Source organism: Candidatus Poriferisocius sp., from assembly GCF_965204015.1.
GTDB lineage: Bacteria > Actinomycetota > Acidimicrobiia > Acidimicrobiales > Bin134 > Poriferisocius.
In genome coordinates, this window is the sequence record NZ_OZ241965.1 from 2,106,369 (window position 1) to 2,124,933 (window position 18,565).

18 protein-coding genes are annotated in these 18,565 nt (G+C 67.3%); 13 read left to right on the forward strand and 5 right to left on the reverse strand.

All coding sequences use genetic code 11. The features are described from left to right. The first annotated feature begins 46 nt into the window (after window positions 1-46). From ACOGJC_RS09390 to ACOGJC_RS09420, 7 genes are read left to right on the forward strand one after another with little or no spacing between them, the layout of a single operon-like run. A complete protein-coding gene (locus ACOGJC_RS09390; protein ID WP_419844738.1) occupies window positions 47-784 on the forward strand; it encodes a hypothetical protein in 738 nt (245 codons plus the stop codon). Between the two features lie 34 nt (window positions 785-818). Further along, the gene (locus ACOGJC_RS09395) at window positions 819-2,000 is read left to right on the forward strand and encodes an acyl-CoA dehydrogenase family protein (protein ID WP_419844739.1); all 1,182 of its coding nucleotides are present in this window, start codon (window positions 819-821) and stop codon (window positions 1,998-2,000) included. 8 nt (window positions 2,001-2,008) lie between these two features. After that, a complete protein-coding gene (locus ACOGJC_RS09400) occupies window positions 2,009-2,842 on the forward strand; it encodes an enoyl-CoA hydratase (protein ID WP_419844740.1) in 834 nt (277 codons plus the stop codon). Between the two features lie 4 nt (window positions 2,843-2,846). Next, window positions 2,847-4,070 carry a M24 family metallopeptidase gene (locus ACOGJC_RS09405; RefSeq protein WP_419844741.1) on the forward strand — a complete coding sequence of 408 codons (1,224 nt, stop codon included), beginning with the start codon at window positions 2,847-2,849 and terminating at the stop codon, window positions 4,068-4,070. Then, on the forward strand, window positions 4,067-5,008 hold the full coding sequence (locus ACOGJC_RS09410) for an aminopeptidase P family N-terminal domain-containing protein (RefSeq protein WP_419844742.1): 942 nt from the start codon (window positions 4,067-4,069) through the stop codon (window positions 5,006-5,008). The genes ACOGJC_RS09405 and ACOGJC_RS09410 overlap by 4 nt, the downstream gene beginning before the upstream one ends. After that, window positions 5,005-6,189: an amidohydrolase family protein gene (locus ACOGJC_RS09415; protein WP_419844743.1), complete on the forward strand. Its 1,185-nt coding sequence runs from the start codon at window positions 5,005-5,007 to the stop codon at window positions 6,187-6,189. The genes ACOGJC_RS09410 and ACOGJC_RS09415 overlap by 4 nt, the downstream gene beginning before the upstream one ends. Beyond that, window positions 6,186-7,295, forward strand: a complete 1,110-nt coding sequence (locus ACOGJC_RS09420) for a phosphotransferase family protein (RefSeq protein WP_419844744.1) — start codon at window positions 6,186-6,188, stop codon at window positions 7,293-7,295. Before ACOGJC_RS09415 ends, ACOGJC_RS09420 begins: the two co-directional genes overlap by 4 nt. Before the next feature lie 4 nt (window positions 7,296-7,299). Here the strand turns inward: ACOGJC_RS09420 and ACOGJC_RS09425 are convergent, their stop codons facing one another. After that, window positions 7,300-8,583 (reverse strand): cytochrome P450, encoded by a 1,284-nt coding sequence (locus tag ACOGJC_RS09425; RefSeq protein ID WP_419844745.1) that lies wholly within the window; start codon window positions 8,581-8,583, stop codon window positions 7,300-7,302. Between the two features lie 42 nt (window positions 8,584-8,625). Here ACOGJC_RS09425 and ACOGJC_RS09430 point away from each other — a divergent pair, with 42 nt between their 5' ends. Then, entirely contained in the window at window positions 8,626-9,933 is a 1,308-nt protein-coding gene (locus ACOGJC_RS09430; RefSeq protein ID WP_419844746.1) for an acyl-CoA dehydrogenase family protein, read from the forward strand. On the opposite strand, the gene ACOGJC_RS09435 is transcribed toward ACOGJC_RS09430, so the two are convergent. Further along, window positions 9,930-10,361 carry a YbaN family protein gene (locus ACOGJC_RS09435; protein ID WP_419844747.1) on the reverse strand — a complete coding sequence of 144 codons (432 nt, stop codon included), beginning with the start codon at window positions 10,359-10,361 and terminating at the stop codon, window positions 9,930-9,932. The two genes, ACOGJC_RS09430 and ACOGJC_RS09435, sit on opposite strands and share 4 nt — an antisense overlap. Beyond that, window positions 10,345-10,674, reverse strand: coding sequence for a hypothetical protein (locus ACOGJC_RS09440; protein ID WP_419844748.1), 330 nt, complete (start codon window positions 10,672-10,674; stop codon window positions 10,345-10,347). Before ACOGJC_RS09440 ends, ACOGJC_RS09435 begins: the two co-directional genes overlap by 17 nt. A 72-nt stretch (window positions 10,675-10,746) precedes the next feature. Between ACOGJC_RS09440 and ACOGJC_RS09445 the strand changes: the two genes are divergently transcribed. The 4 genes from ACOGJC_RS09445 to ACOGJC_RS09460 are packed head-to-tail and all read left to right on the forward strand — an operon-like array spanning window position 10,747 to window position 16,361. Then, window positions 10,747-13,707 carry a PQQ-binding-like beta-propeller repeat protein gene (locus ACOGJC_RS09445; protein ID WP_419844749.1) on the forward strand — a complete coding sequence of 987 codons (2,961 nt, stop codon included), beginning with the start codon at window positions 10,747-10,749 and terminating at the stop codon, window positions 13,705-13,707. 34 nt (window positions 13,708-13,741) lie between these two features. Beyond that, the gene (locus ACOGJC_RS09450) at window positions 13,742-13,945 is read left to right on the forward strand and encodes a ferredoxin (protein WP_419844750.1); all 204 of its coding nucleotides are present in this window, start codon (window positions 13,742-13,744) and stop codon (window positions 13,943-13,945) included. Then, complete coding sequence (locus ACOGJC_RS09455; RefSeq protein WP_419844751.1) at window positions 13,942-15,123, forward strand: cytochrome P450; 1,182 nt, start codon at window positions 13,942-13,944, stop codon at window positions 15,121-15,123. Before ACOGJC_RS09450 ends, ACOGJC_RS09455 begins: the two co-directional genes overlap by 4 nt. Further along, on the forward strand, window positions 15,120-16,361 hold the full coding sequence (locus ACOGJC_RS09460; RefSeq protein WP_419844752.1) for a CaiB/BaiF CoA transferase family protein: 1,242 nt from the start codon (window positions 15,120-15,122) through the stop codon (window positions 16,359-16,361). The genes ACOGJC_RS09455 and ACOGJC_RS09460 overlap by 4 nt, the downstream gene beginning before the upstream one ends. On the opposite strand, the gene ACOGJC_RS09465 is transcribed toward ACOGJC_RS09460, so the two are convergent. Together ACOGJC_RS09465 and ACOGJC_RS09470 are read right to left on the reverse strand one after the other, a co-directional pair. Continuing rightward, a complete protein-coding gene (locus tag ACOGJC_RS09465; RefSeq protein ID WP_419844753.1) occupies window positions 16,358-16,783 on the reverse strand; it encodes a DUF1761 domain-containing protein in 426 nt (141 codons plus the stop codon). The genes ACOGJC_RS09460 and ACOGJC_RS09465 overlap by 4 nt on opposite strands. Window positions 16,784-16,797: 14 nt before the next feature. Further along, entirely contained in the window at window positions 16,798-17,700 is a 903-nt protein-coding gene (locus ACOGJC_RS09470) for an alpha/beta fold hydrolase (RefSeq protein ID WP_419844754.1), read from the reverse strand. Here ACOGJC_RS09470 and ACOGJC_RS09475 point away from each other — a divergent pair. Beyond that, on the forward strand, window positions 17,699-18,526 hold the full coding sequence (locus ACOGJC_RS09475; protein ID WP_419844755.1) for an enoyl-CoA hydratase-related protein: 828 nt from the start codon (window positions 17,699-17,701) through the stop codon (window positions 18,524-18,526). The two genes, ACOGJC_RS09470 and ACOGJC_RS09475, sit on opposite strands and share 2 nt — an antisense overlap. The last annotated feature ends 39 nt before the right edge of the window (window positions 18,527-18,565 follow it).

The window sequence follows — 18,565 nt, forward strand, 5'->3', positions numbered from 1 at the left end:
GATGAAACCAGGTGAGCTGAGGGGGCGGAGGCCGGGGTGGCGGCATGTGATTCCAGCGGCGGTGTTGGTGGTCTTGCTGCCGGTGGGTGTTTGGCATTTGTTTGGGGATCAGACGGATTACTCGGATGATGAGCTCCGGCTTTTTTTCATTTGGCGGGCGCCGGGGTGGCTGAATGAGCTGGCCCATCCGATCGGGCTGGTGGCCTCGCTGGTGGTGCTGGCGGCGCTCCTTTGGCTCGCGGTGGAGTACTGGCTGGAGCCCTGGCGCAAGTGGTGGTTCTTCGTGCTGGGGCCCCTCTGCCTCATGGGGATCTATGCCGGGTTGGGGGGAAGATACGCCACCGCGGGCATCACCGAGGATGACGAATTAAACGTCTACGGATGGCTGAGCCTGTTGAGCGTGCCGGGGGTTGTTGCCGTGTTCTCCACCATGCTCGTCGTAGCGGCATCCAAGGTCAGGCCGGAAACGACCACTCGCTACCTCGCCAAGGTAGGACTCAAGCCATCCAGGCGGACGGCGATTGCGGCGATGCTGCTCGGCGGTTTCATTTCAGCCGGTCTTTCGCTGGGCATCGCCGCGGCCAAGACCGTGGCATCACCCTCGAACAGCTTGTCGTTGAATGAGTCCATCAACATGTCGCTGATGTTTCTGCCCCTTCTCCTCTTTGTCGGGGTAATGGGCCTTCTCGTCTACCTGGCCCTTGTGTCCGGCGGTCTCGTACTCGCCTGGCTGGCGCTGTTCCGCTCCGCCGACTGGGCACTCAAGCGAAGAAACTACTGGTAGCTACTCGGTTGTCCCCTCGGACAGACTCATAGCAGTGGACTTAACCCCTACCGCCGACCAGGAAGCGCTCCGCCAAGAGTGCCGATGGTGGCTCCAAGAGAATCTCCCCTGGGAGTACGGCAAGGGCCTGCCGCCGCTATTTGACGATCTGGCTGAAGAGGTCGCCTTCCTCCGCCGGTGGCAGGCCGCCTTAGCCGAGGCCCGCTTCGTGGGCGTCTCTTGGCCGGTCGAGTTCGGCGGGCGGGGCGCCGGCCCTCTGCATCACTTCATCATCCAAGAAGAGCTGGCTCGGGCCCGGGCCCCCGAACTGGTCGGTCGCCTCGGCGTGAACCTGATCGGCCCGACCCTGCTGGCCCACGGTACCGACGAGCAGAAGCAGCGCTGGCTCCCGTCGATCCTCCCCGCCGAGCAACTCTTTTGCCAGCTGTTCAGCGAGCCCGATGCGGGCAGCGATCTGGCGTCTCTGTCCACCCGGGCCGTTCCCGCCGACGGCGGATGGCGGCTCAGCGGCCAGAAGGTGTGGACCTCCTACGCCCAGTTCGCCGATTGGGGCCTCTGCCTGGCCCGCTCCCACCCCGATGAGCCCAAGCACCGGGGCATCACCGCCTTCATGGTCGACATGCACGCTCCCGGGGTGGAGGTCCACCCACTCCGCCAGATCACCGACGAGTCCGACTTCAACGAGGTCTTCCTCAACGACGTGTTCGTGGCCCACGACCAGGTGGTCGGCGAACCCGGCAACGGCTGGCGGGTGTCGCAGTCAACCCTCAGCGTGGAGCGGGGCACCAATCCCCGCCAGCTCGTCATCCACCTCCAGCTGCTCGAGGAGCTGTTCCGCCTGGCCGCCGAAACCGGCCGCAACCACGATCCCGTGATCCGCCAGGCCCTGGCCCGCTCCTACATCGAGGTCCGCCTGTTCCAACTCCAGAACTGGCGGGTGCTGTCCCGGCTGGCCCACGGCCGCGACCACGGCCCGGAGTCGGCCACCGCCAAGCTCTTCTGGAGCGAGATGAGCCAGCGTCTGCACCAGACGGCCATGGACGTACTGGGCGCCGCCGCCCCCCTGTGGCGGGGCGACCCCCACAACCCCGGCGAAGGCCGATGGCAGCGCTCCTGGCTGTACTATCAAGCTGCGACGATCTTCGCCGGAACCAGCGAAATCCAGCGAAACATCATCGCCGAGCGCACCCTGGGCCTTCCCCGAGAGCCCCGTTAGGAGCACCCATGAGCACCGCCTTCGACACCATCGAATACAGGGTCGATGAGGCCGTGGCCATCATCACCTTGAACCGGCCCGATGTGGCCAATGCCCAGGACACTCAGCTCATCGATGAGCTCGACGCCGCCTTCGACCTGGCCGAGGCCGACGACGAGGTGCGGGTGGTGGTCATGGCCGCCAACGGACGCCACTTCTCCGCCGGCCACGACCTCAAGGCTCTGGTGGGCGATGTCGAGCCCGACAAATGGCGGCTCATGCGGGACACGCCCGAGGGCAAGTTCCTCCATGAGAAGACCATGTACTTCGACCGCTGCCTGCGCATCCGCGACTTCCCCAAGCCCACCATCGCCGCCGTCCACGGCAAATGCATCGCGGCGGGGGTGATGCTGGCGGCCATGTGCGATTTGATCGTGGCCTCTGACGACGCCTCCTTCCAGAACCCGGTACTGCGCATGACCGGCGCCGCGGTGGAGATCCTCATCGAGCCCTGGGAGATGCCGCCCCGCAAGGCCAAAGAGTTCCTGCTTACCGCCCAGACCATCTCCGCAACCGACGCCGAGCGCTTGGGCATGGTGAACCGAGTGGTGCCCCGCGACGACCTGGCTGCCACCGTGAAGGAGATGGCCGAGGCAATCGCCCTGGTGCCCCCGGCCACTGCTGCGGTGGTGAAGCGGTCCATCAACAAGACGCTTGAGCTGATGGGCCAGAAGGACTCCTGGGACTACCACTTCATGGCCCATCACTGGATGCACAACACCGACACCGCCCTCGGCGCGCTGGAGCGACGCATGCAGAAGTCGTCGATGAAGGAAGTCTTCGCCGAGCACCGGGATTCCTAAGGCCATGCCCATCATGAAAGCCGCCCCCGAGTTGGAACTCGACGTATGGCGGCTTCGTCGGGAGCGATACGCCAAGCTGCAAGCCCAGATGGCCGCCGACGGCCTCGACGCCCTCGTGCTGCTCCACGCCCCCCACGTGGCCTACGCCACCGACTGCCTGCCCAGGGGGGCCGACGTCACCCACGTCTCGGCCACCCGCCCCGTCGCCGTGGTCCTGGCCGATCAAACCCAGCCCTGCCTGCTGGGCGGCGACCCCGACGGCCTCGACGTCAACCCCCATCCTGCCGTGTGGCCCGACATCGAAGAGGGCGCCGCCGACCTCGGTGCCCAGCTCAACGCCATCTTGGGCCAGCATGCCCGCGGCGGGCGCATCGGCATCGACCTGATGACCGGGGCCATGCGCCGCACCGGCGTGCTGTCGGGAGCCGAGATCGCCGACGCGGCCAACACCATGGCCGCGGTCAAGCTCCACAAGACCATCGATGAGCTGGCCTGCATCCACCAGGCCCAAGTCCGCACTAGCGCGGCCATGGCCACCGTGCAAGAGGCCCTTGTTCCCGGCGTGCGCCGCAGCGAGCTGGCCGCAGTGTTCCTCCGCCGCCTCCGGGAGGAGGGCATCGACGCCAACATGATCGACGTCATCTTCCAGCCCATGGCCCGCCGCATGGCTGACGGCCCCCGCACCACCACCGGGCACCTGGCCTTCCCCACCTGGTCGGGCGATCCCGTCTACGCCGAGGGCGACCTCATCTGGGTGGACGCCGGCAGCGACTACCACGGCTATGCCTCAGATTTCGGCCGCACCTGGACGGTCGGCCGTTGGCCCACTGCTGCTGAGCAGCGTTGCTTCCTGCGGTGGCTGGTGGTGATGAACGCGGCCTATGAGGCCATCGCCCCGGGGGCCACCTTCGCCGAGGTGTGCGCCGCAGCCACCGCCGCCGACGCCCCCCACCGACCCGACGGCGACCGCCCGTGGATGCCGCACTTCTACCTTGTTCACGGAGTGGGCATCGAGAGCGCCGAGATGCCCTTCTTGGGCACCGACAACGGTCCCGACTTCGACGCCGCCCACACCTTGGAGCCGGGCATGGTGCTGGTGCTGGAACCCGCCATCTGGGACGACGGCACTGGCGGCTACCGGGCCGAGGAGATCGTGGCCGTCACCGAGGACGGCTGGATCCCCCTCGGCGGCGGCCACCCCTATGACCCCTTCGAGGTGCCCAGATGAGCCTGCACCTCCAGCGCCGGGCCCGAGCCGTCGACGCCCTCGCTGCCGCTGGGATCGACATGCTGGTGTGCGGCCGCCAAGACCACATCAACTACATAACCGGCGCCCACCAGCTCTGGACCGCCGGCACCCGCCCGTTTGGCCCGGTGTGCACCCTCAATGTCGCCACCGGCGAGATCTTCCTGCTGTCCACCTGGGACGAGGGCGTCCCCGACGACATCGATCTCGACCACCTCCACGGCATCACCTGGAACGGCGCGATTATCTACCAGCGCCTCGCCGCCAACCCGGGGATGGCCACCGCCCAGCGGGTGGGGGTCGACGCGTGGTCGCCGGGCATGGCCGGGCTGCTCAGCGCGGTGGCGCCCGAGGCCGAGATCGTCCCCGTCGACGACGTTTTGCTCAGCGCCCGCCGCACCAAGCTGCCCTCGGAGGTCGACGCCATCCGGGCCGCCTGCGCGGTGGCCGCCGTCGGTGCCGATGCGGCCATCGCCCACCCCGGCACCGATGTCCAGCGGCTGGCCGCCGGCGTGGAGGCCATGGCCCTCGCCGGATCGTCCACCCCTGCTGGGGAGCCCCAAGTCGACGGGCCCATCGTCGACTTCGGCTGCATCCGGTCCCACTACGAGGGCGGCCTGGGCCGCACCACGGGCGGTGCACCCTCCGACACCCGCCCCCACGCCGCCCTCATCGCCGCCTGCGTCCCCGGCGCCACCGGCCGTGATCTACGCCTAGCCGCCCCCGACGGCGATTGGCTCATTCGGGGCTTGGGCATGGGATTCGAGCCGCCGGTAATCAACGCCCGCTACGGCACACACGAGACCCTCGAAGCCAACATGGTTCTCAGCGTGAGCGCCACCACCGGAGCGGAATATGCTCGCGACACGGTCCTCGTCACCGAATCAACACCCGAAATCCTCTCCCCGGAGGAGCCATGAATCTCGACTACCACGCCTACGACGCCGACAATCACCTCTACGAGCCCATCGACGCGTTCACCCGCCACCTTCCGGAGCGGTACAGCGGCGCCATTCGCTATGTGGAGGTGGACGGCCGCACCAAGATCGCCATCAACAACAAGATCAGCGAGTACATCCCCAACCCCACCTTCGAGGTGGTGGCGCCCCCGGGCGCTTGGGAGGAGTACTACCGGGGCAACAACCCCGACGGCATGACCCTTCGGGAGTTCACCGGCAAGCCCATCCGCTGCCTGCCCGCCTTCCGCCACCCCGACGACCGCATCAAGCTGCTCGACGAGCAGGGCGTGTACGCCACCCTGCTGTTCCCCACCCTGGCCTCGCTGCTCGAAGAGCGGATGAAGGACGACATCAACCTCACCCATGCCGCCATCAGCGCCTTCAACCGATGGATGCTTGACGAGTGGACGTTCAACTACCACGACCGCATCTTCCCCACCCCGATCATCACCCTGCCCGACCCCCGCCGGGCCATCGAGGAACTGGAGTGGTGCGTGGAAAACGGTGCCCGAGCGGTGTTGATCCGCCCCGCCCCGGTGCCCGCGGTGAAGGGCTCCCGCTCAATGGGCCTGCCCGAGTTCGACGATTTTTGGAATGCGGTGGAGCAAACCGGAATCCTGGTCGCCTGCCACGCCTCCGACTCCGGCTACGACGCCTACGCCAGCGACTGGGAGGGCGGCCGCGACGAATTCCTGCCCTTCAAGCCCGGCGCCTTCCGCACCGTCATCGCCCACGGCCGGCCCATCTTCGACACCATGGCGGCCATGATCTGCCACGGCCTGTTCGAGCGCCACCCCAATGTGCGGGTGGCCTGCATCGAGAACGGCTCCACCTGGGTGGCCCCGCTGCTGTTGGAGCTTTCCGACGCCTACGGAAAGATGCCCCAGGAGTTCGCCGAAGACCCGGTGGAAACCTTCCGCCGCCACATCTCGATCAGCCCCTTCTATGAGGAAGACATTCCCGGCCTCATAGACCACGTCGGCATCGACCGGGTGCTGTTCGGCTCCGACTTCCCCCACCCCGAGGGCCTCGGCCAGCCGCTCGACTTCATCAAGGAAGTGGCCCACCGCAGTCCCGAAGACCAGAAGAAGGTCATGTCCGAGAACCTCAAAGAGCTCCTGACGCTTCGACCTGCCGCATGAGCGAACAACCAGAGCAAACCACGGACTCCAGCGTCTTCTCGCGTTCCGACACCGACGAGGCCTCCGAGGCCGAGCGCACCAAGGGGCTGATCGAGCCGGTCGCGCTGGGGGAGTGGATGGACGCCCAGGGCCTGCCCGGCCAGGGCGAGCCCATCACCAGCCGGTTCATCTCCGGCGGTGCGTCAAACGAGATCTTCGAGATCTGCCGGGGCGAGCACCGCTGGGCCCTGCGCCGCCCGCCCCGCAAGGTTCCCGAGGGCCGCAACGAGACCATGATGCGGGAGTTCCGCATTCTCTCTGCCCTGGCCGACACCGACGTCCCCCACGCCCGGGCAGCCGGCGGCACCGACGACACCAGCATTATCGGCGCGGCCTTCTACATCATGGACTTCGTCGACGGTTGGTCGCCCATCTCAGAGCCCGGCTGGCCCGAGCCCTTCGCCTCCGACATCGACGCCCGCCCCGGACTGGCCTACGAGCTGGTCGACGCCATCGCCCGGCTTTCCAAGGTCGACTGGCAGGCCAGCGGTCTCAAGGGCCTCGGCCGCCCCGACGGATTCCACGAGCGCCAGGTCGACCGCTGGTACGCCCACTTGGAACGCTTCAAGTTCCGCGACATCCCCGGCCTCGACACCGCAGGCGACTGGCTCCGGGGCCGCACCCCCCGCAGCTATACCCCGGGCATCATGCACGGCGACTACCAGTTCGCCAATGTGATGTTCCACCACGGTGCCCCCGCCCGTATGGCCGCCATCGTCGACTGGGAGATGGGCACCGTGGGCGACCCGCTGCTGGATTTGGCCTGGGTGGTGATGAACTGGCCCGAGAACGAGGCCGGCCGCCCCACGGTGGGCTACGTCGACTACGAAGGCCTGCCCTTCCGCGACGACCTGCTGGAGCGCTACGCCACCATGTCGGGGCGCGACGTCGACGAGATCGACTACTACGTGATCCTGGCCCGCTTCAAACTGGCCATCGTGCTGGAGGGCGGCTACGCCCGCTTCGTGGCCGGCGGCGCCGACAACCCGAGAATGGAAGCCTTCGGACGCGTTGTCCTCGACCTAGCCCGCGACGCCGCCGCCTTAGCCCAGACCACCACCCTTTAGCGGCTTAGACGTCCCAGATCACCGGCAAGGTAGCGGGGGCCCGGAAGGCCAGACCGGCGATTTCCGGGGCCTCGGAATCGGGGTCGAGGCGCAGGCCGGGAAGCCGGTCCAGCAGGTGCTCCAGCACCGCTCGCATCTCCATGCGGGCGAGGTGGATGCCCAAACACAGGTGCGGCCCAGTGGCGAACGCAATGTGCGACTTCGGTTGGCGGAAGATGTCGAACCGCTCGGGGTCGTCCCACCGGGAGGGGTCGTGGTTGGCCGAACCCAATGAGGTGTTCACTGCCGTACCGGCTTGGATCTCAATGCCCTCTACTACCGCGTCGGCTGTCGCGGTGCGGGAGATCCCGGTCAGCGGCGCCTCCCACCGCAGCGCCTCCTCCACCGCGGCGCTCACCAGCGACCGGTCGGCCCGCACTGCCTCTAACTGTGCCGGATCCGACAGCAGCCCCACCATCATGTTGCTGGCCGCCCGATAAGTGGTCTCGGCCCCCGCGGGCAGCAGCAGCCGACAGAAGGCGATGATCTCGTCGTTGGTCAGACGCTGCCCGTCCAGCTCGGCATGGGCCAGGATGCTGATCAGGTCCTCCTGCGGATCGGCCCGGCGGCCCTCCACCACCGGCTCCAAGAAGTCGTACAGCCATTGCGATGCTGCGAACCCCCGCTCGATCTGGGAGGCCATGTTGGTGATCTCCACCGCCCGGCGGTAGAAGGCGGGCAGGTCGGCCTCCGGCAGTCCCAGCGCAATGGCGATCACGTGTACGGGGAACACGAACATCAGCTCGTGTACCAGATCGGCCCGGCCCCGGTCGATGAAGGCGTTGATGTAGTGGTCGAGCACCGGGTTCACAATGTCGTGCTCCCACCGCTCCATCTCCCGGCGGGTGAACGCCTGCTGGATCAGCTTGCGGTACTGCCCGTGCTCGGGCTCGTCCATCTCCAAGATGGTGTGGCCCATCACCAGTCCCATCGACTCGGCGTAGCCCGCCGATGAGAACGTGGCCCCGTCCCGCAACACCGCCTCCACCCCGTCGTACGACAGCACGTTCACGATCTGCCGGTCACCGGCCATCAGGTCGCTCACGCTGACCGCCCCCAGCATCTCCGACACGCTGCCCCGGTGGACCGGGCACTGGGCCAGCAGCTCGTTGTACACCTCATAGGGGTTGATGGAGTGCTCGGCCCCCTGGGCTTGGTCGAAGGCGTCAAATGGGTCGTACCCTTCGTCACCGGGTTCGGGGGCTCGGGCGGCGGCTAAAATCTCGCCCGGAGTCATCTCGAACTTCATAGGCAGCCACTTTAAGTCCAACCCAGAGAGTGCGGTAGTCCCATGGCCATTGATTTTTCTGTAGAGCCCGAATTTCAAGAGAAGCTCGACTGGATGGACACCTTCGTCACCACCGAGATCGAGCCCATCGACCTCTATTTCCGGGGCGAGGTCAACCCCTTCGACCGCACCAACGAGACGGCCAACGCCCTGATCCGCCCGCTCCAAAAGCAGGTTCAGGACAACGGCCTGTGGGCCTGCCACATGGGCCCCCACCTCGGCGGCCTCGGCTATGGCCAGGTCAAGTTGGCCCTGATGAATGAGATTCTGGGCCGGGCGCTGTGGGCCCAGGTGGTGTTCGGCTGCCAGGCCCCCGACTCCGGCAACGCCGAGATCATCGCCCACTACGGCACCGACGAGCAGAAGGAGCTCTACCTCCAGCCCCTGCTCGACGGCAAGATCTCCTCCACCTACGCCATGACCGAGCCCCAGGGCGGCTCCGATCCCAACTACTTCACCTGCCGAGCCCACCGCGACGGCGACGAGTGGGTGATCAACGGCGAGAAGTGGTTCGCCTCCAACTTCAAGTACGCCCGGTTCATGATCGTCATGCTCATCACCAATCCCGACGTGTCGGTGTACCGGGGCTCGTCAATGATGCTGGTGCCCACCGACACTCCTGGCATCGAGGTGTTGGCCAACGTGGGCCTCGGCACCGAGGACTTGGAAGACGGCGACCACGCCTATCTCCTCTTCAACGATGTGCGGGTGCCGGCCGAGAACCTGCTGGGCGATGAGGGGTCGGGCTTCAAGATCGCCCAGACCCGCCTCGGCGGCGGCCGGGTCCACCACGGGATGCGCTCGGTGGGCGTGGCCCAGCGGGCCCTCGACATGATGTGCGAGCGGGTGCTGTCGCGGGAGACCAAGGGCTCGCTCATCGGCGAGAAGCAGTCAATTCAGCACTGGATCGCCGACTCCTGGATCCAGATCCAGCAGTTCCGCCTCCAGGTGCTCCACACCGCCTGGCTGATCGACAACGAGGGCGACTACGCCAAGGTCCGCCAACACATCGCCGGCGTCAAGGTAGCCACCCCCAAGGTGCTGATCGATGTTGTGTACCGGGCCATGCACGCCCACGGCTCCCTCGGCGTGTCCAACCTCATGCCCCTCACCTCAATGTGGATGAGCGGCCCCGTCATGGGCATCGCCGACGGCCCCACCGAGGTCCACAAAGACACCGTCGCCAAGCAAATCCTCAAGTCCTACAAGCCCTCCGACGGCCTGTTCCCCTCCATGCACCTCCCCACCCGAATAGCCAACGCCCGCCAATACATCGAATCCCGCATAGAGCACGAGATAGCGAATCTCTAGCGCTTTGTCGGCACTCGCCCGAAGATGTAGGCCAAGCCCACCATCCCTAATCCGATCACAATGCCCCGCCACGTCCATGAGCCAATCGCCAAGCCTGTACTCAGCCCCACTGCGACCACGATCATCGTTCCGGCGATGACTTTCGCCCGCCAAGGCATCCCTAACCCGGACCGATAATCAGCTACCAGTTTGCCCACGCCAGGCAGGTTCAAAACCCACCGCTCCATCCGCTCGCTCGACCGGGAAAACGCCGCCGCCGCCATGATGAAAAACACCGTCGACGGCAGGCCGGGAACGATGATCCCAATGGCCCCGACGGCAACGCACACCAGCCCTCCCAGAATCCACAGCCCTCGCACCAGCGGGTTGCGGGCCACCTTGGAGTGGCTGGGCGCAGCGGAATCGCCGGGGTCAGCCGGCGAGCTCAATGAGGTCACTGACGGTCAAGTAGCACAGCAATCCGATCACTAGAACGTTTACCGTGCTCACCGGCCACTTCAGGCGATGGTCAGCCCGCCAGAACCGCCGAATGCTCAAACCGTTGAAAACGATGGCCACTAGGCCGATGGGAACGCTTATGGCGGGTCCCACTGAATCGGCTAAACCCAGCACCGGCAACAGGTACGGGAACACCAAGTAGGTCAGCAGGCACCGGGTTCCCGACACCACCATCGACTGGCTGAACCGGCGCTCGGCCGTATTGGGAACCTCGACTTCGGCCGGAGCGGTGTCAACGGTCATTCACCCTCAGTCTCCCACCCCTTGTCGGTCCCCGTCTCACCGAATGGGAGGTTTCACTACCATCGTCAATCCATGAGCTGGCTACCGCGTTTCGTCGCCCTCTGCCTGGCCCTCGCCCTCATCGCAGCAGCCTGCGGCGGTGACGACGACCAGCCCGCCAGCCCGAGCACATCCACCCCCACCGCAGCGGAAACCGCCCAGCCCACCGGGCCGGCACCGACGCCTGCCGCCCCCGCTCGGCCCCCCGCTCCCACCGGCCCCACCTGCGACTGGCCAATGTGGGGCCACGGCATCGATCGCACTTTTTCCTACCCCTGCGACAGCGGAATCAACCCCGACACCGCCGCCAGCCTGCGCCGCATCTGGTACTTCAACACCAGCGATGTGGTCACCGCCGCCCCGGTGGTGGTGGATGGCGTGCTGTACGTGGGCGACTGGGCCGGGCGGTTCTACGCCCTGAACGCCGCCGACGGCACCGAGCTCTGGCACTTCGACGCCGAGTACCACGACAACGTCTACGCCGGGCAGATCACCTCGTCGGCCTCCTACACCGTCATTGGCGGCACCCCCGCGGTGGTGTTCAACGCCGGGCGCACCATCCACGCCCTGAACGCCGCCGACGGCACCGTGATCTGGACCCACGCCCTGGGCGAGCCCGGCTGGCCCACCGAGCTGGAGACCACCCCCATCGTGGTGGAAGACCGCGTCATCGCCACCTTCGACACCCACAATGCTCCCTTCCCCGCCGGGGTGGTGGCCGTGGGCCTGGCCACCGGCGAGCTGCTCTGGCACTTCGACCTCGAAGACGGCGACCACCGGGGTTGCGGGGGAGTGTGGGGCTCGCCGTCGGTCGATCTCGAGCGCCGCCTCATGTTCGCGGGCAGCGCAAACTGCCCCACCTCCCCCGACGGGTGGGGCCCCTACACCGAGGCCCTTTTCGCAGTGGACATCGACACCGGCGAGCCGGCCTGGAGCTTCCAGCCCCATCCCCCCAACAACGACGACTCCGACTTCTCCGGCGTCCCGGTGCTGTTCACTGCCGACGGCCAAGACCTCGTCGGCCTCGGCAACAAAGACGCCGTGTTCTACGTGGTGAACCGCGACACCGGCGAGCTGGTGTGGAAAACCCGGGCCACCGCCGACAACGTGATCCGCCCCAACTTCTCCAGCGGCGGCTTCATCGGCCCCGCCGCCTACGCGAACGGGATCATCGCCGGGGGCACCGGGGTGGCCGACTGCCCCTGCATGCACGCCTTCGACGCCGCCACCGGCGACATCGTCTGGCAGCAGCACGCCGTCGGCCCCACCTACTCGCCCACCACCGAGGTGAACGGGGTGGTGTTCGTGGGCTCGCTCGATTTCACCCTGCGAGCCCTGCGCCTCGACAACGGCGACGTGCTTTGGTCCGACGAGCTCACCGGGCTCATCTCCGGGGGAGTGGCCATCGTGGGCGACGACATGTGGGCAGTGGCCGGCTTCCGAGAGCCGGGATCGGCCGGCCCGTCGGAGACCTCCGGCGTGTTCCGCTACACCGTGGCCCCCGACGTGGAGGCCGCCGCCCAGACCGCCCCCGAACAAGAGCCCGAGCCCGAAGCGGGCCAAGTCCGCCTAGTGGGGGCGTCGGGCCGCTGCATCGACGCCCCTTGTGATGTGGGCTTCGACTTCAAAACCCCGCCGCCGGGCACCGACCCCATGCTCACCCTGTCGATCCACACCGACCCCTTCGAGCTCACCGTCACCTCCAGCGGCCTGGGCGACCCCGCCGCCTGGCTCCGGGAGGGGAGCGCGGCCGCAGAAGTGGGCGCGTCGGCCTTCGGTGTACTGGTTTCCGAGCGCGACGACCGCCCCTCGGGCGGCTACCTGTGCGTGCTCGAAGAAGACGGCGGCTGCGTCGCCCGCACCGTGCCCCGCCCCGGTGCCTCCTACAACCGCATCAGCCTGCTGGCCCTGCACGACACCACTGCCATCCCCGGCCCCGCCGACGGCTTCGACCGCCTGGTGGCCAGCATCGGCTTCAACCCGCCGCTGCAAACCGAGCCCCTAGACCCGCCCACCTACCTGGTGTTCAGCCCCCAGGGCAACAACCTGGTGGTATACGGCGACAACGGCGGCACCCAGCGGCTCATCACCAACGCCCGTGAGGATCCCGACGGCCGCGACATCAACGGCCAGGTGTGCTTCACCGGCGACGGCCGATTCATTGCCGGCGAGGACACCGGCCAGCCCGAGACCCCCGCCGGGTTCGGCATCTTCCAACTCGAGGGCGACACTCTCGGCAACCTCACCGCCACCCAGGTGGGCAAGCTCACCCCCGACTTCGAGTCGGCCGACAGCCAGCCCGAGCCCTACGGCTGCGCTTTCTTGCTCGACGGTCGCCTGCTCACCACCGACGTGGGCAACCAGGCCTCCGGTCCCGGCACCGGCCAGCTCACCGTGTGGTTCCCCCCGTACGACGGGGCCCGTTGCGTGGTGGCCGACGACATAGCCACCGCCCAGCAGCTGGCCGCCCACGGCAACGACGTGCTGGTGGCCTCGGCCCGCCCGCCCACCATCGGGGTTCAGCGCTTTTCTAATCTGCCCCGCACCGCTGAGGAGTGCGACCCCGACGCGGTCACCGTCGAGCTGTTCATCGGCGTCGGCGACGGGCTGACTCTCACCACCGGCGTCGCCGCCGACCGCAGTGGCGGATGGTACGTGTCCGACACTCTCACCGGTGTCATCAACCAGTACGACGGCAACGGCAACTACGTCCGCACCGTGCTGGCCCCGCCCGAAGGCGAGACGCTGGCCCTGGAGCCGATGAGCACCGGATCGCCGCTGGGCATCGCCGTGGGGCTCGACGGCACCCTCTACTACGCCGACCTGGCCCTGGTCTTCAACGACTCGGGCATCGGCCCCGCCTCCAGACAGGGCACCGTGCGCCGCATCCTCTTCGACGAAGACAACCAGCCCCTGCCCCCCGAGACCATCGACTACGGCCTCTCTTTCCCCGACGGCCTCGGCGTCCTGCCCTTGCCGTCAACCTCGCCGTGAGCCACATCGGGTTCTTGGCCTACGATGCCCGCTGATGCGCATTCGAGTGGACACCGAGCTCTGCCAAGGGCACGGGCGCTGCTACATGCTGGCCCCCGACCTGTTCGAGGCCGACGACGACGGCTACTCCCAGCCCACCGATGAGCGCGCCGTGCCCGCCGAATTGGCCGACCAGGCCCGCCGAGCATTCATGAACTGCCCCGAAGACGCCGTCATTCTTACCGAGGAGACCTCATGACCGACGCCGCCCCCGACTCCCACTACACGCTGGAGCGCCCCGAAGAAGCCGTAGATCCACAAAGCATCTACCGGGACCTGCGCGACAACACCCCGGTCGTCCAGCTGTCCGGGCGGTCCACCACGGGCACGCTCACCATTTCCCGCCACGAAGATGTGATGAGGGCCCTGCGCACCCCCGAGTTGTTCTCCTCCGACTCCTCCGCAGTCCAAATTGGCAACACCCGGCCCCTGGTGCCCCTGCAAGTCGACCCGCCCCACCACAGCAAGCACCGAAAGGCGCTCGACCCGCTGTTCGCCCCCAAGCAGATGGTCAAGTACGAACCCCGGGTGCGGGAGCTGATCCGAGAGCTCATCGACGATGTGGCCGACAACGGCCACTGCAACTTCCACAACGACATCGCCGAGCCCCTGCCCTCCACCATCTTCGTGGAGCTGCTGGGCCTGCCGGTCAGCCGGGTGAACGAGTTCCTGGCCCTCAAAGACGGCATCATCCGCCCACCGGCCCGTTCCCTGGAAGAGCGCTATGAGATGGTGAAGGCCACCGGCCAGAAGATCTACGCCGTGCTCGAAGAGGTGGTGGAGGCCCGCATGGAAGAGCGCCAAGACGACTTCTTGTCCACCATCATCGACGCCAAGGTCGACGGCCAGCCCCTCAGCCGCGACGACGTGGTCGACATCGGCTACCTGTTCTTCCTGGCCGGACTCGACACCGTTTCGGCCTCGCTGGACTGCATCGTGGCCTACTTGGCCCAGAATCCCGACCACCGCCAGCGCGTGGCCGACGACCCGGCCATCATCCCCCATGCCATTGAGGAGTTGCTGCGCTACGAGAGCCCGGTTCCCATCGTGCCCCGCATCACCACAGCCGACACCGAGATGAGCGGATGCCCCATCGCTGAGGGCTCCCGCATCACCGTACTGCTCGGCTCGGCCAACACCGACGAGCGGGTGTGGGACAACCCCGACCAGGTTGACTTCGACCGGGAGTCGAACAAGCACTTGGGCTTCGGCGGCGGTGTCCACCGCTGCCTGGGCTCCCATCTGGCCCGCATGGAGCTTCGGGTGGCGCTGGAGGAGTGGCACGCCCGGGTGCCCGACTACCGCCTGGCCGACGGCCTCGAGCTGAGGTACAGCCCCGGCATCCGCCAAGTCGACAACCTGGAGCTGGTCTGGTGAGCGACAGCTCCGGCCCGCCCAGCCGCCCCCTGGAAGGCGTCCGGGTGGTCGAGGTGGCTAGCTGGATGTTCATCCCTTCTGGGGGGTCGGTGCTGGTCGACTGGGGTGCCGACGTCATCAAGGTGGAGCACCCGGTGACCGGCGACCCCCAGCGGGGCCTCATCACTTCCGGGCTCGTCCCCGGCGGTGCGGGCGGCGTCAACTTCATGATCGAGCAGCCCAACCGGGGCAAGCGCTCCATCGGCTTGAACCTGGCCCATCCCGACGGCCGGGAGATGCTGCTCAAGCTGGTGGAGACCGCTGATGTGTTCCTCACCAACTACATGCCCCCGGTGCGCCGCAAGCTCCGCATCGACACCGAGGATCTACGCGAGCGCAACCCCCAGATCATCATCGCCCGGGGCTCGGGCCAGGGGCCCCACGGCCCCGACGCCGAAAAGGGCGGCTACGACGGCGCCTCCTTCTGGGCCCGGGGCGGCATGGGCGCCACCCTCCCGGCCCGGCCCGACGGCTGGCCCATGAGCCAGCCCGCCCCCGCCTTCGGCGACGTCATGGGCGGCATGGCCACCGCCGGCGCCATCGCCGCGGCCCTCTACCAGCGGGCCGCCACCGGGGAGCCGTCGGTGATCGACGTGTCGCTGCTGGCCACCGCCATGTGGCAGCTCTCGCCCCTGGTGATCGCGGCCAAGCTCTTCGGCATGGACCGGCTCCCCGCCGGCGACCGCACCAAGATGGTCAACCCCGTGGTGAACGCCTACCGCACGTCCGACGACCGCTATCTCAGCTTCATCCTGCTCCAAGCCGACAAGCACTGGCCCCAGCTCTGCGAGTGCATCGGCCGCCCCGAGCTGGCCACCGACCCCCGATTCGTCGACATGGCCGCCCGAGCCGAGAACAACGAGGCCTGCATCGCCATCCTCGACGAGGTGTTCGAGTCCCAGCCCCTGTCGTACTGGAAAGAGGCCTTGGCCGACTTCAAAGGCGTGTGGGTCCCGTTCCAAACGCTCAACGAGCTCTACGAAGACCCCCAGGTCATCGCCAATGGCTACCTCCCCGCCATGACCACCGGCACCGGCCAAGAGGTCCAGCTGGTGGCCAACCCCGCCATGTTCAACGAGCAGCCCGTGTCCGTGGACCGCGCCCCCGAGCACGGCGAGCACACCGAAACACTCCTCCTAGAAGCAGGAATCCCCTGGGACGACATCGCCGCCATGAAAGAATCCGGGGCGATCCTCTAGGTCCAAACCGCCAGCACGAGGCCGATCACCGCGTAGGAAATCAGCGGATAGCCGGAGTTGATGGCCAGCAGCTTCAGGCTGCGGCCCTCGAAGGCGTAGTTCACTCCGTGTGAGGTGACCACGAACCCCACTGCGGCCAGCACTCCCAGGCCGAGGCCCTCACCTGCGTTGTCGGCCTCCATGCCCTGCACCAACAGCGCCAGCCCAAGGGTGAACACAATGGCCAGCACGATGGCGATGACATACGGGTACCACTGCCGGGGTGTGCCCTTCATGCCCTCGATGTCCTCTTGGGTCATCCCGGTCTCGGCCATCCACGGCTTGGCGAAGGTGCCGTACCAGAAGGCCCCGAGCAGTTGGTTGAACACTACGGCGACCAGGATCGCCAGATAGTTCAGATCGCCGAAATCGATGTTGTCCATGCCCCCATACTGCCCTAATCGCCGAACAACGCGTCGGCGATGGCGGCGGCAATTAGGGGTGGGTCTTGGAGGGGGCCGAAGTGGGTCAGGTTGTCGTAGCGAATCAGCGTGCTATTGGGAAGTTGCTCGCCCACCAGGGGGGCGGCCATGGCCGGCGGATCGGTGTCGGTGCCCACCGCCACCGTGACCGCGGTGGTCACCTCCACCAGCCGGGGAAACCCCTCCAAGTCGGGGTTCTCGAAGATTGTCGCCTCGGTGTCGGGCGCGCACTTCAGCTCAACGGTGCCGTCGGGCAGATCCCGAAGCCCGTGGTCCACATAGGCCCGAAGCGCCTCGGGGGCGAACAGGCTCAGCGGCGGCTTGGAGGCGTAGCGGTCATAGGCCGCTTGGCGAGACTCGAATTCCGCCCGCCGCATCCGGGCGATAGCCGCCAGCATGTTCACGCCGTCTCGGGGAACAGTCCGGCCCGGAATAGTCACCGGCTCGAACACCCAGGCCCGGTCGAAGGTCCCCGGCCGGGCCTGCTCGGCCTTCAGGATCGACGCCCCGCCCAGCGAGTGGCCCGCCGCCAGCCGAGGAGTGGGATCGAGCGCGTCCACCGCGGCCAGCACGTCGTCGGCCATGCCGTTCCAGTCGTAGTCCTCATCGGGGCCCGACACGCTGTTGCCGTGGCCCCGGAAGTCCAGCGCCCAGCAGTGGGCCACCGATGCCAATTCCCGAGCCACCGGCTGCCACATCGGCCCGCAGAACCCGTTGGCATGGCAGAACAGCACCGTCGGCCCGTTGCCCCCCAGGTCGTGCAGCGCCACCCGAGCGCCCTTGGTCGAGTCAATCAGCATCGGGCCGCTCATGGCCGAAGAACTGTGGTCGCTGCGGTAAGAGCACACATCGGCCCGCAGGTTACGGTTGGCGGCCATGAGCGACAACATCGTCCTGATCGACAACCCCCGCCCCCATGTGCGGCGCGTCACCATGAACCGCCCCGAGAAGCGCAACAGCCTCATCCACCCGTTGCGAGGGGCCGTTCTCGAAGCGCTGGAAGAGGCCGACCGAGACGACGACGTCAAGGTGAGCATCGTCTGCGGCGCCGGCCCGTCATTCTCCGCCGGCTACGACCTCAGCGGGGGGAACGAAGGCTATGAGCTGCCCTTCTATACCCCCGGCGGCGAGGGCCAATGGCCCCGCCACGTGACCGAGGGCTGGATGAGCATATGGGATCTGGCCAAGCCGGTCATCGCCCAGGTTCACGGCTACTGCCTGGCCGGGGGCAGCGAGCTGGCCACCGGCTGCGATCTGGTCTACATGGCCGAAGACGCCAAGATGGGCTATCCCGCCGTGCGCTTCGGCGTGCCCGACATGCACTTCCACCCCTGGTTCTTGGGCATGCGCAAGGCCATGGAGATGATGCTCACCGGCGATTACGTGACCGGCGTCGAGGCCGTGGAGCGAGGCTGGGCCAATGCCTGCTATCCCGAGGACGAATTGGAAGACGCCGTGCTGGAGGTGGCCGAGCGCATCGCCCAGGTGCCCGCCGAGCTGCTCCAGATGAACAAGCGGGTGGTCCACCGCCAGATGGAGCACATGGGCATGCGGGCCGGCATCCGGGCCGGCACCGAGCTGTGCGCGCTGGGCACCCACACCCAGGCCATGGCCGACTTCGTGGGCTCCATCAAGAAGAAGGGCCTCACCACCACCCTCTCTGAGCGCGACTCCAAGTTCGGCGACTACCGCACCAGCCACTGACCTGCGCGACGGAGGCAACTTCGTTAGATTGTCGGCACA

Excerpts from the sequence above, each read along its gene's own strand:
- ACOGJC_RS09400 (WP_419844740.1), top strand. The coding sequence starts at position 2,009 with ATGAGCACCGCCTTCGACACCATCGAATACAGGGTCGATGAGGCCGTG.
- ACOGJC_RS09405 (WP_419844741.1), top strand. The coding sequence starts at position 2,847 with ATGCCCATCATGAAAGCCGCCCCCGAGTTGGAACTCGACGTATGGCGG.
- ACOGJC_RS09410 (WP_419844742.1), top strand. The coding sequence starts at position 4,067 with ATGAGCCTGCACCTCCAGCGCCGGGCCCGAGCCGTCGACGCCCTCGCT.
- ACOGJC_RS09415 (WP_419844743.1), top strand. The coding sequence starts at position 5,005 with ATGAATCTCGACTACCACGCCTACGACGCCGACAATCACCTCTACGAG.
- ACOGJC_RS09420 (WP_419844744.1), top strand. The coding sequence starts at position 6,186 with ATGAGCGAACAACCAGAGCAAACCACGGACTCCAGCGTCTTCTCGCGT.
- ACOGJC_RS09425 (WP_419844745.1), bottom strand. The coding sequence starts at position 8,583 with ATGAAGTTCGAGATGACTCCGGGCGAGATTTTAGCCGCCGCCCGAGCC.
- ACOGJC_RS09430 (WP_419844746.1), top strand. The coding sequence starts at position 8,626 with ATGGCCATTGATTTTTCTGTAGAGCCCGAATTTCAAGAGAAGCTCGAC.
- ACOGJC_RS09440 (WP_419844748.1), bottom strand. The coding sequence starts at position 10,674 with ATGACCGTTGACACCGCTCCGGCCGAAGTCGAGGTTCCCAATACGGCC.
- ACOGJC_RS09445 (WP_419844749.1), top strand. The coding sequence starts at position 10,747 with ATGAGCTGGCTACCGCGTTTCGTCGCCCTCTGCCTGGCCCTCGCCCTC.
- ACOGJC_RS09450 (WP_419844750.1), top strand. The coding sequence starts at position 13,742 with ATGCGCATTCGAGTGGACACCGAGCTCTGCCAAGGGCACGGGCGCTGC.
- ACOGJC_RS09455 (WP_419844751.1), top strand. The coding sequence starts at position 13,942 with ATGACCGACGCCGCCCCCGACTCCCACTACACGCTGGAGCGCCCCGAA.
- ACOGJC_RS09465 (WP_419844753.1), bottom strand. The coding sequence starts at position 16,783 with ATGGACAACATCGATTTCGGCGATCTGAACTATCTGGCGATCCTGGTC.
- ACOGJC_RS09475 (WP_419844755.1), top strand. The coding sequence starts at position 17,699 with ATGAGCGACAACATCGTCCTGATCGACAACCCCCGCCCCCATGTGCGG.
- ACOGJC_RS09470 (WP_419844754.1), bottom strand. The coding sequence starts at position 17,700 with ATGGCCGCCAACCGTAACCTGCGGGCCGATGTGTGCTCTTACCGCAGC.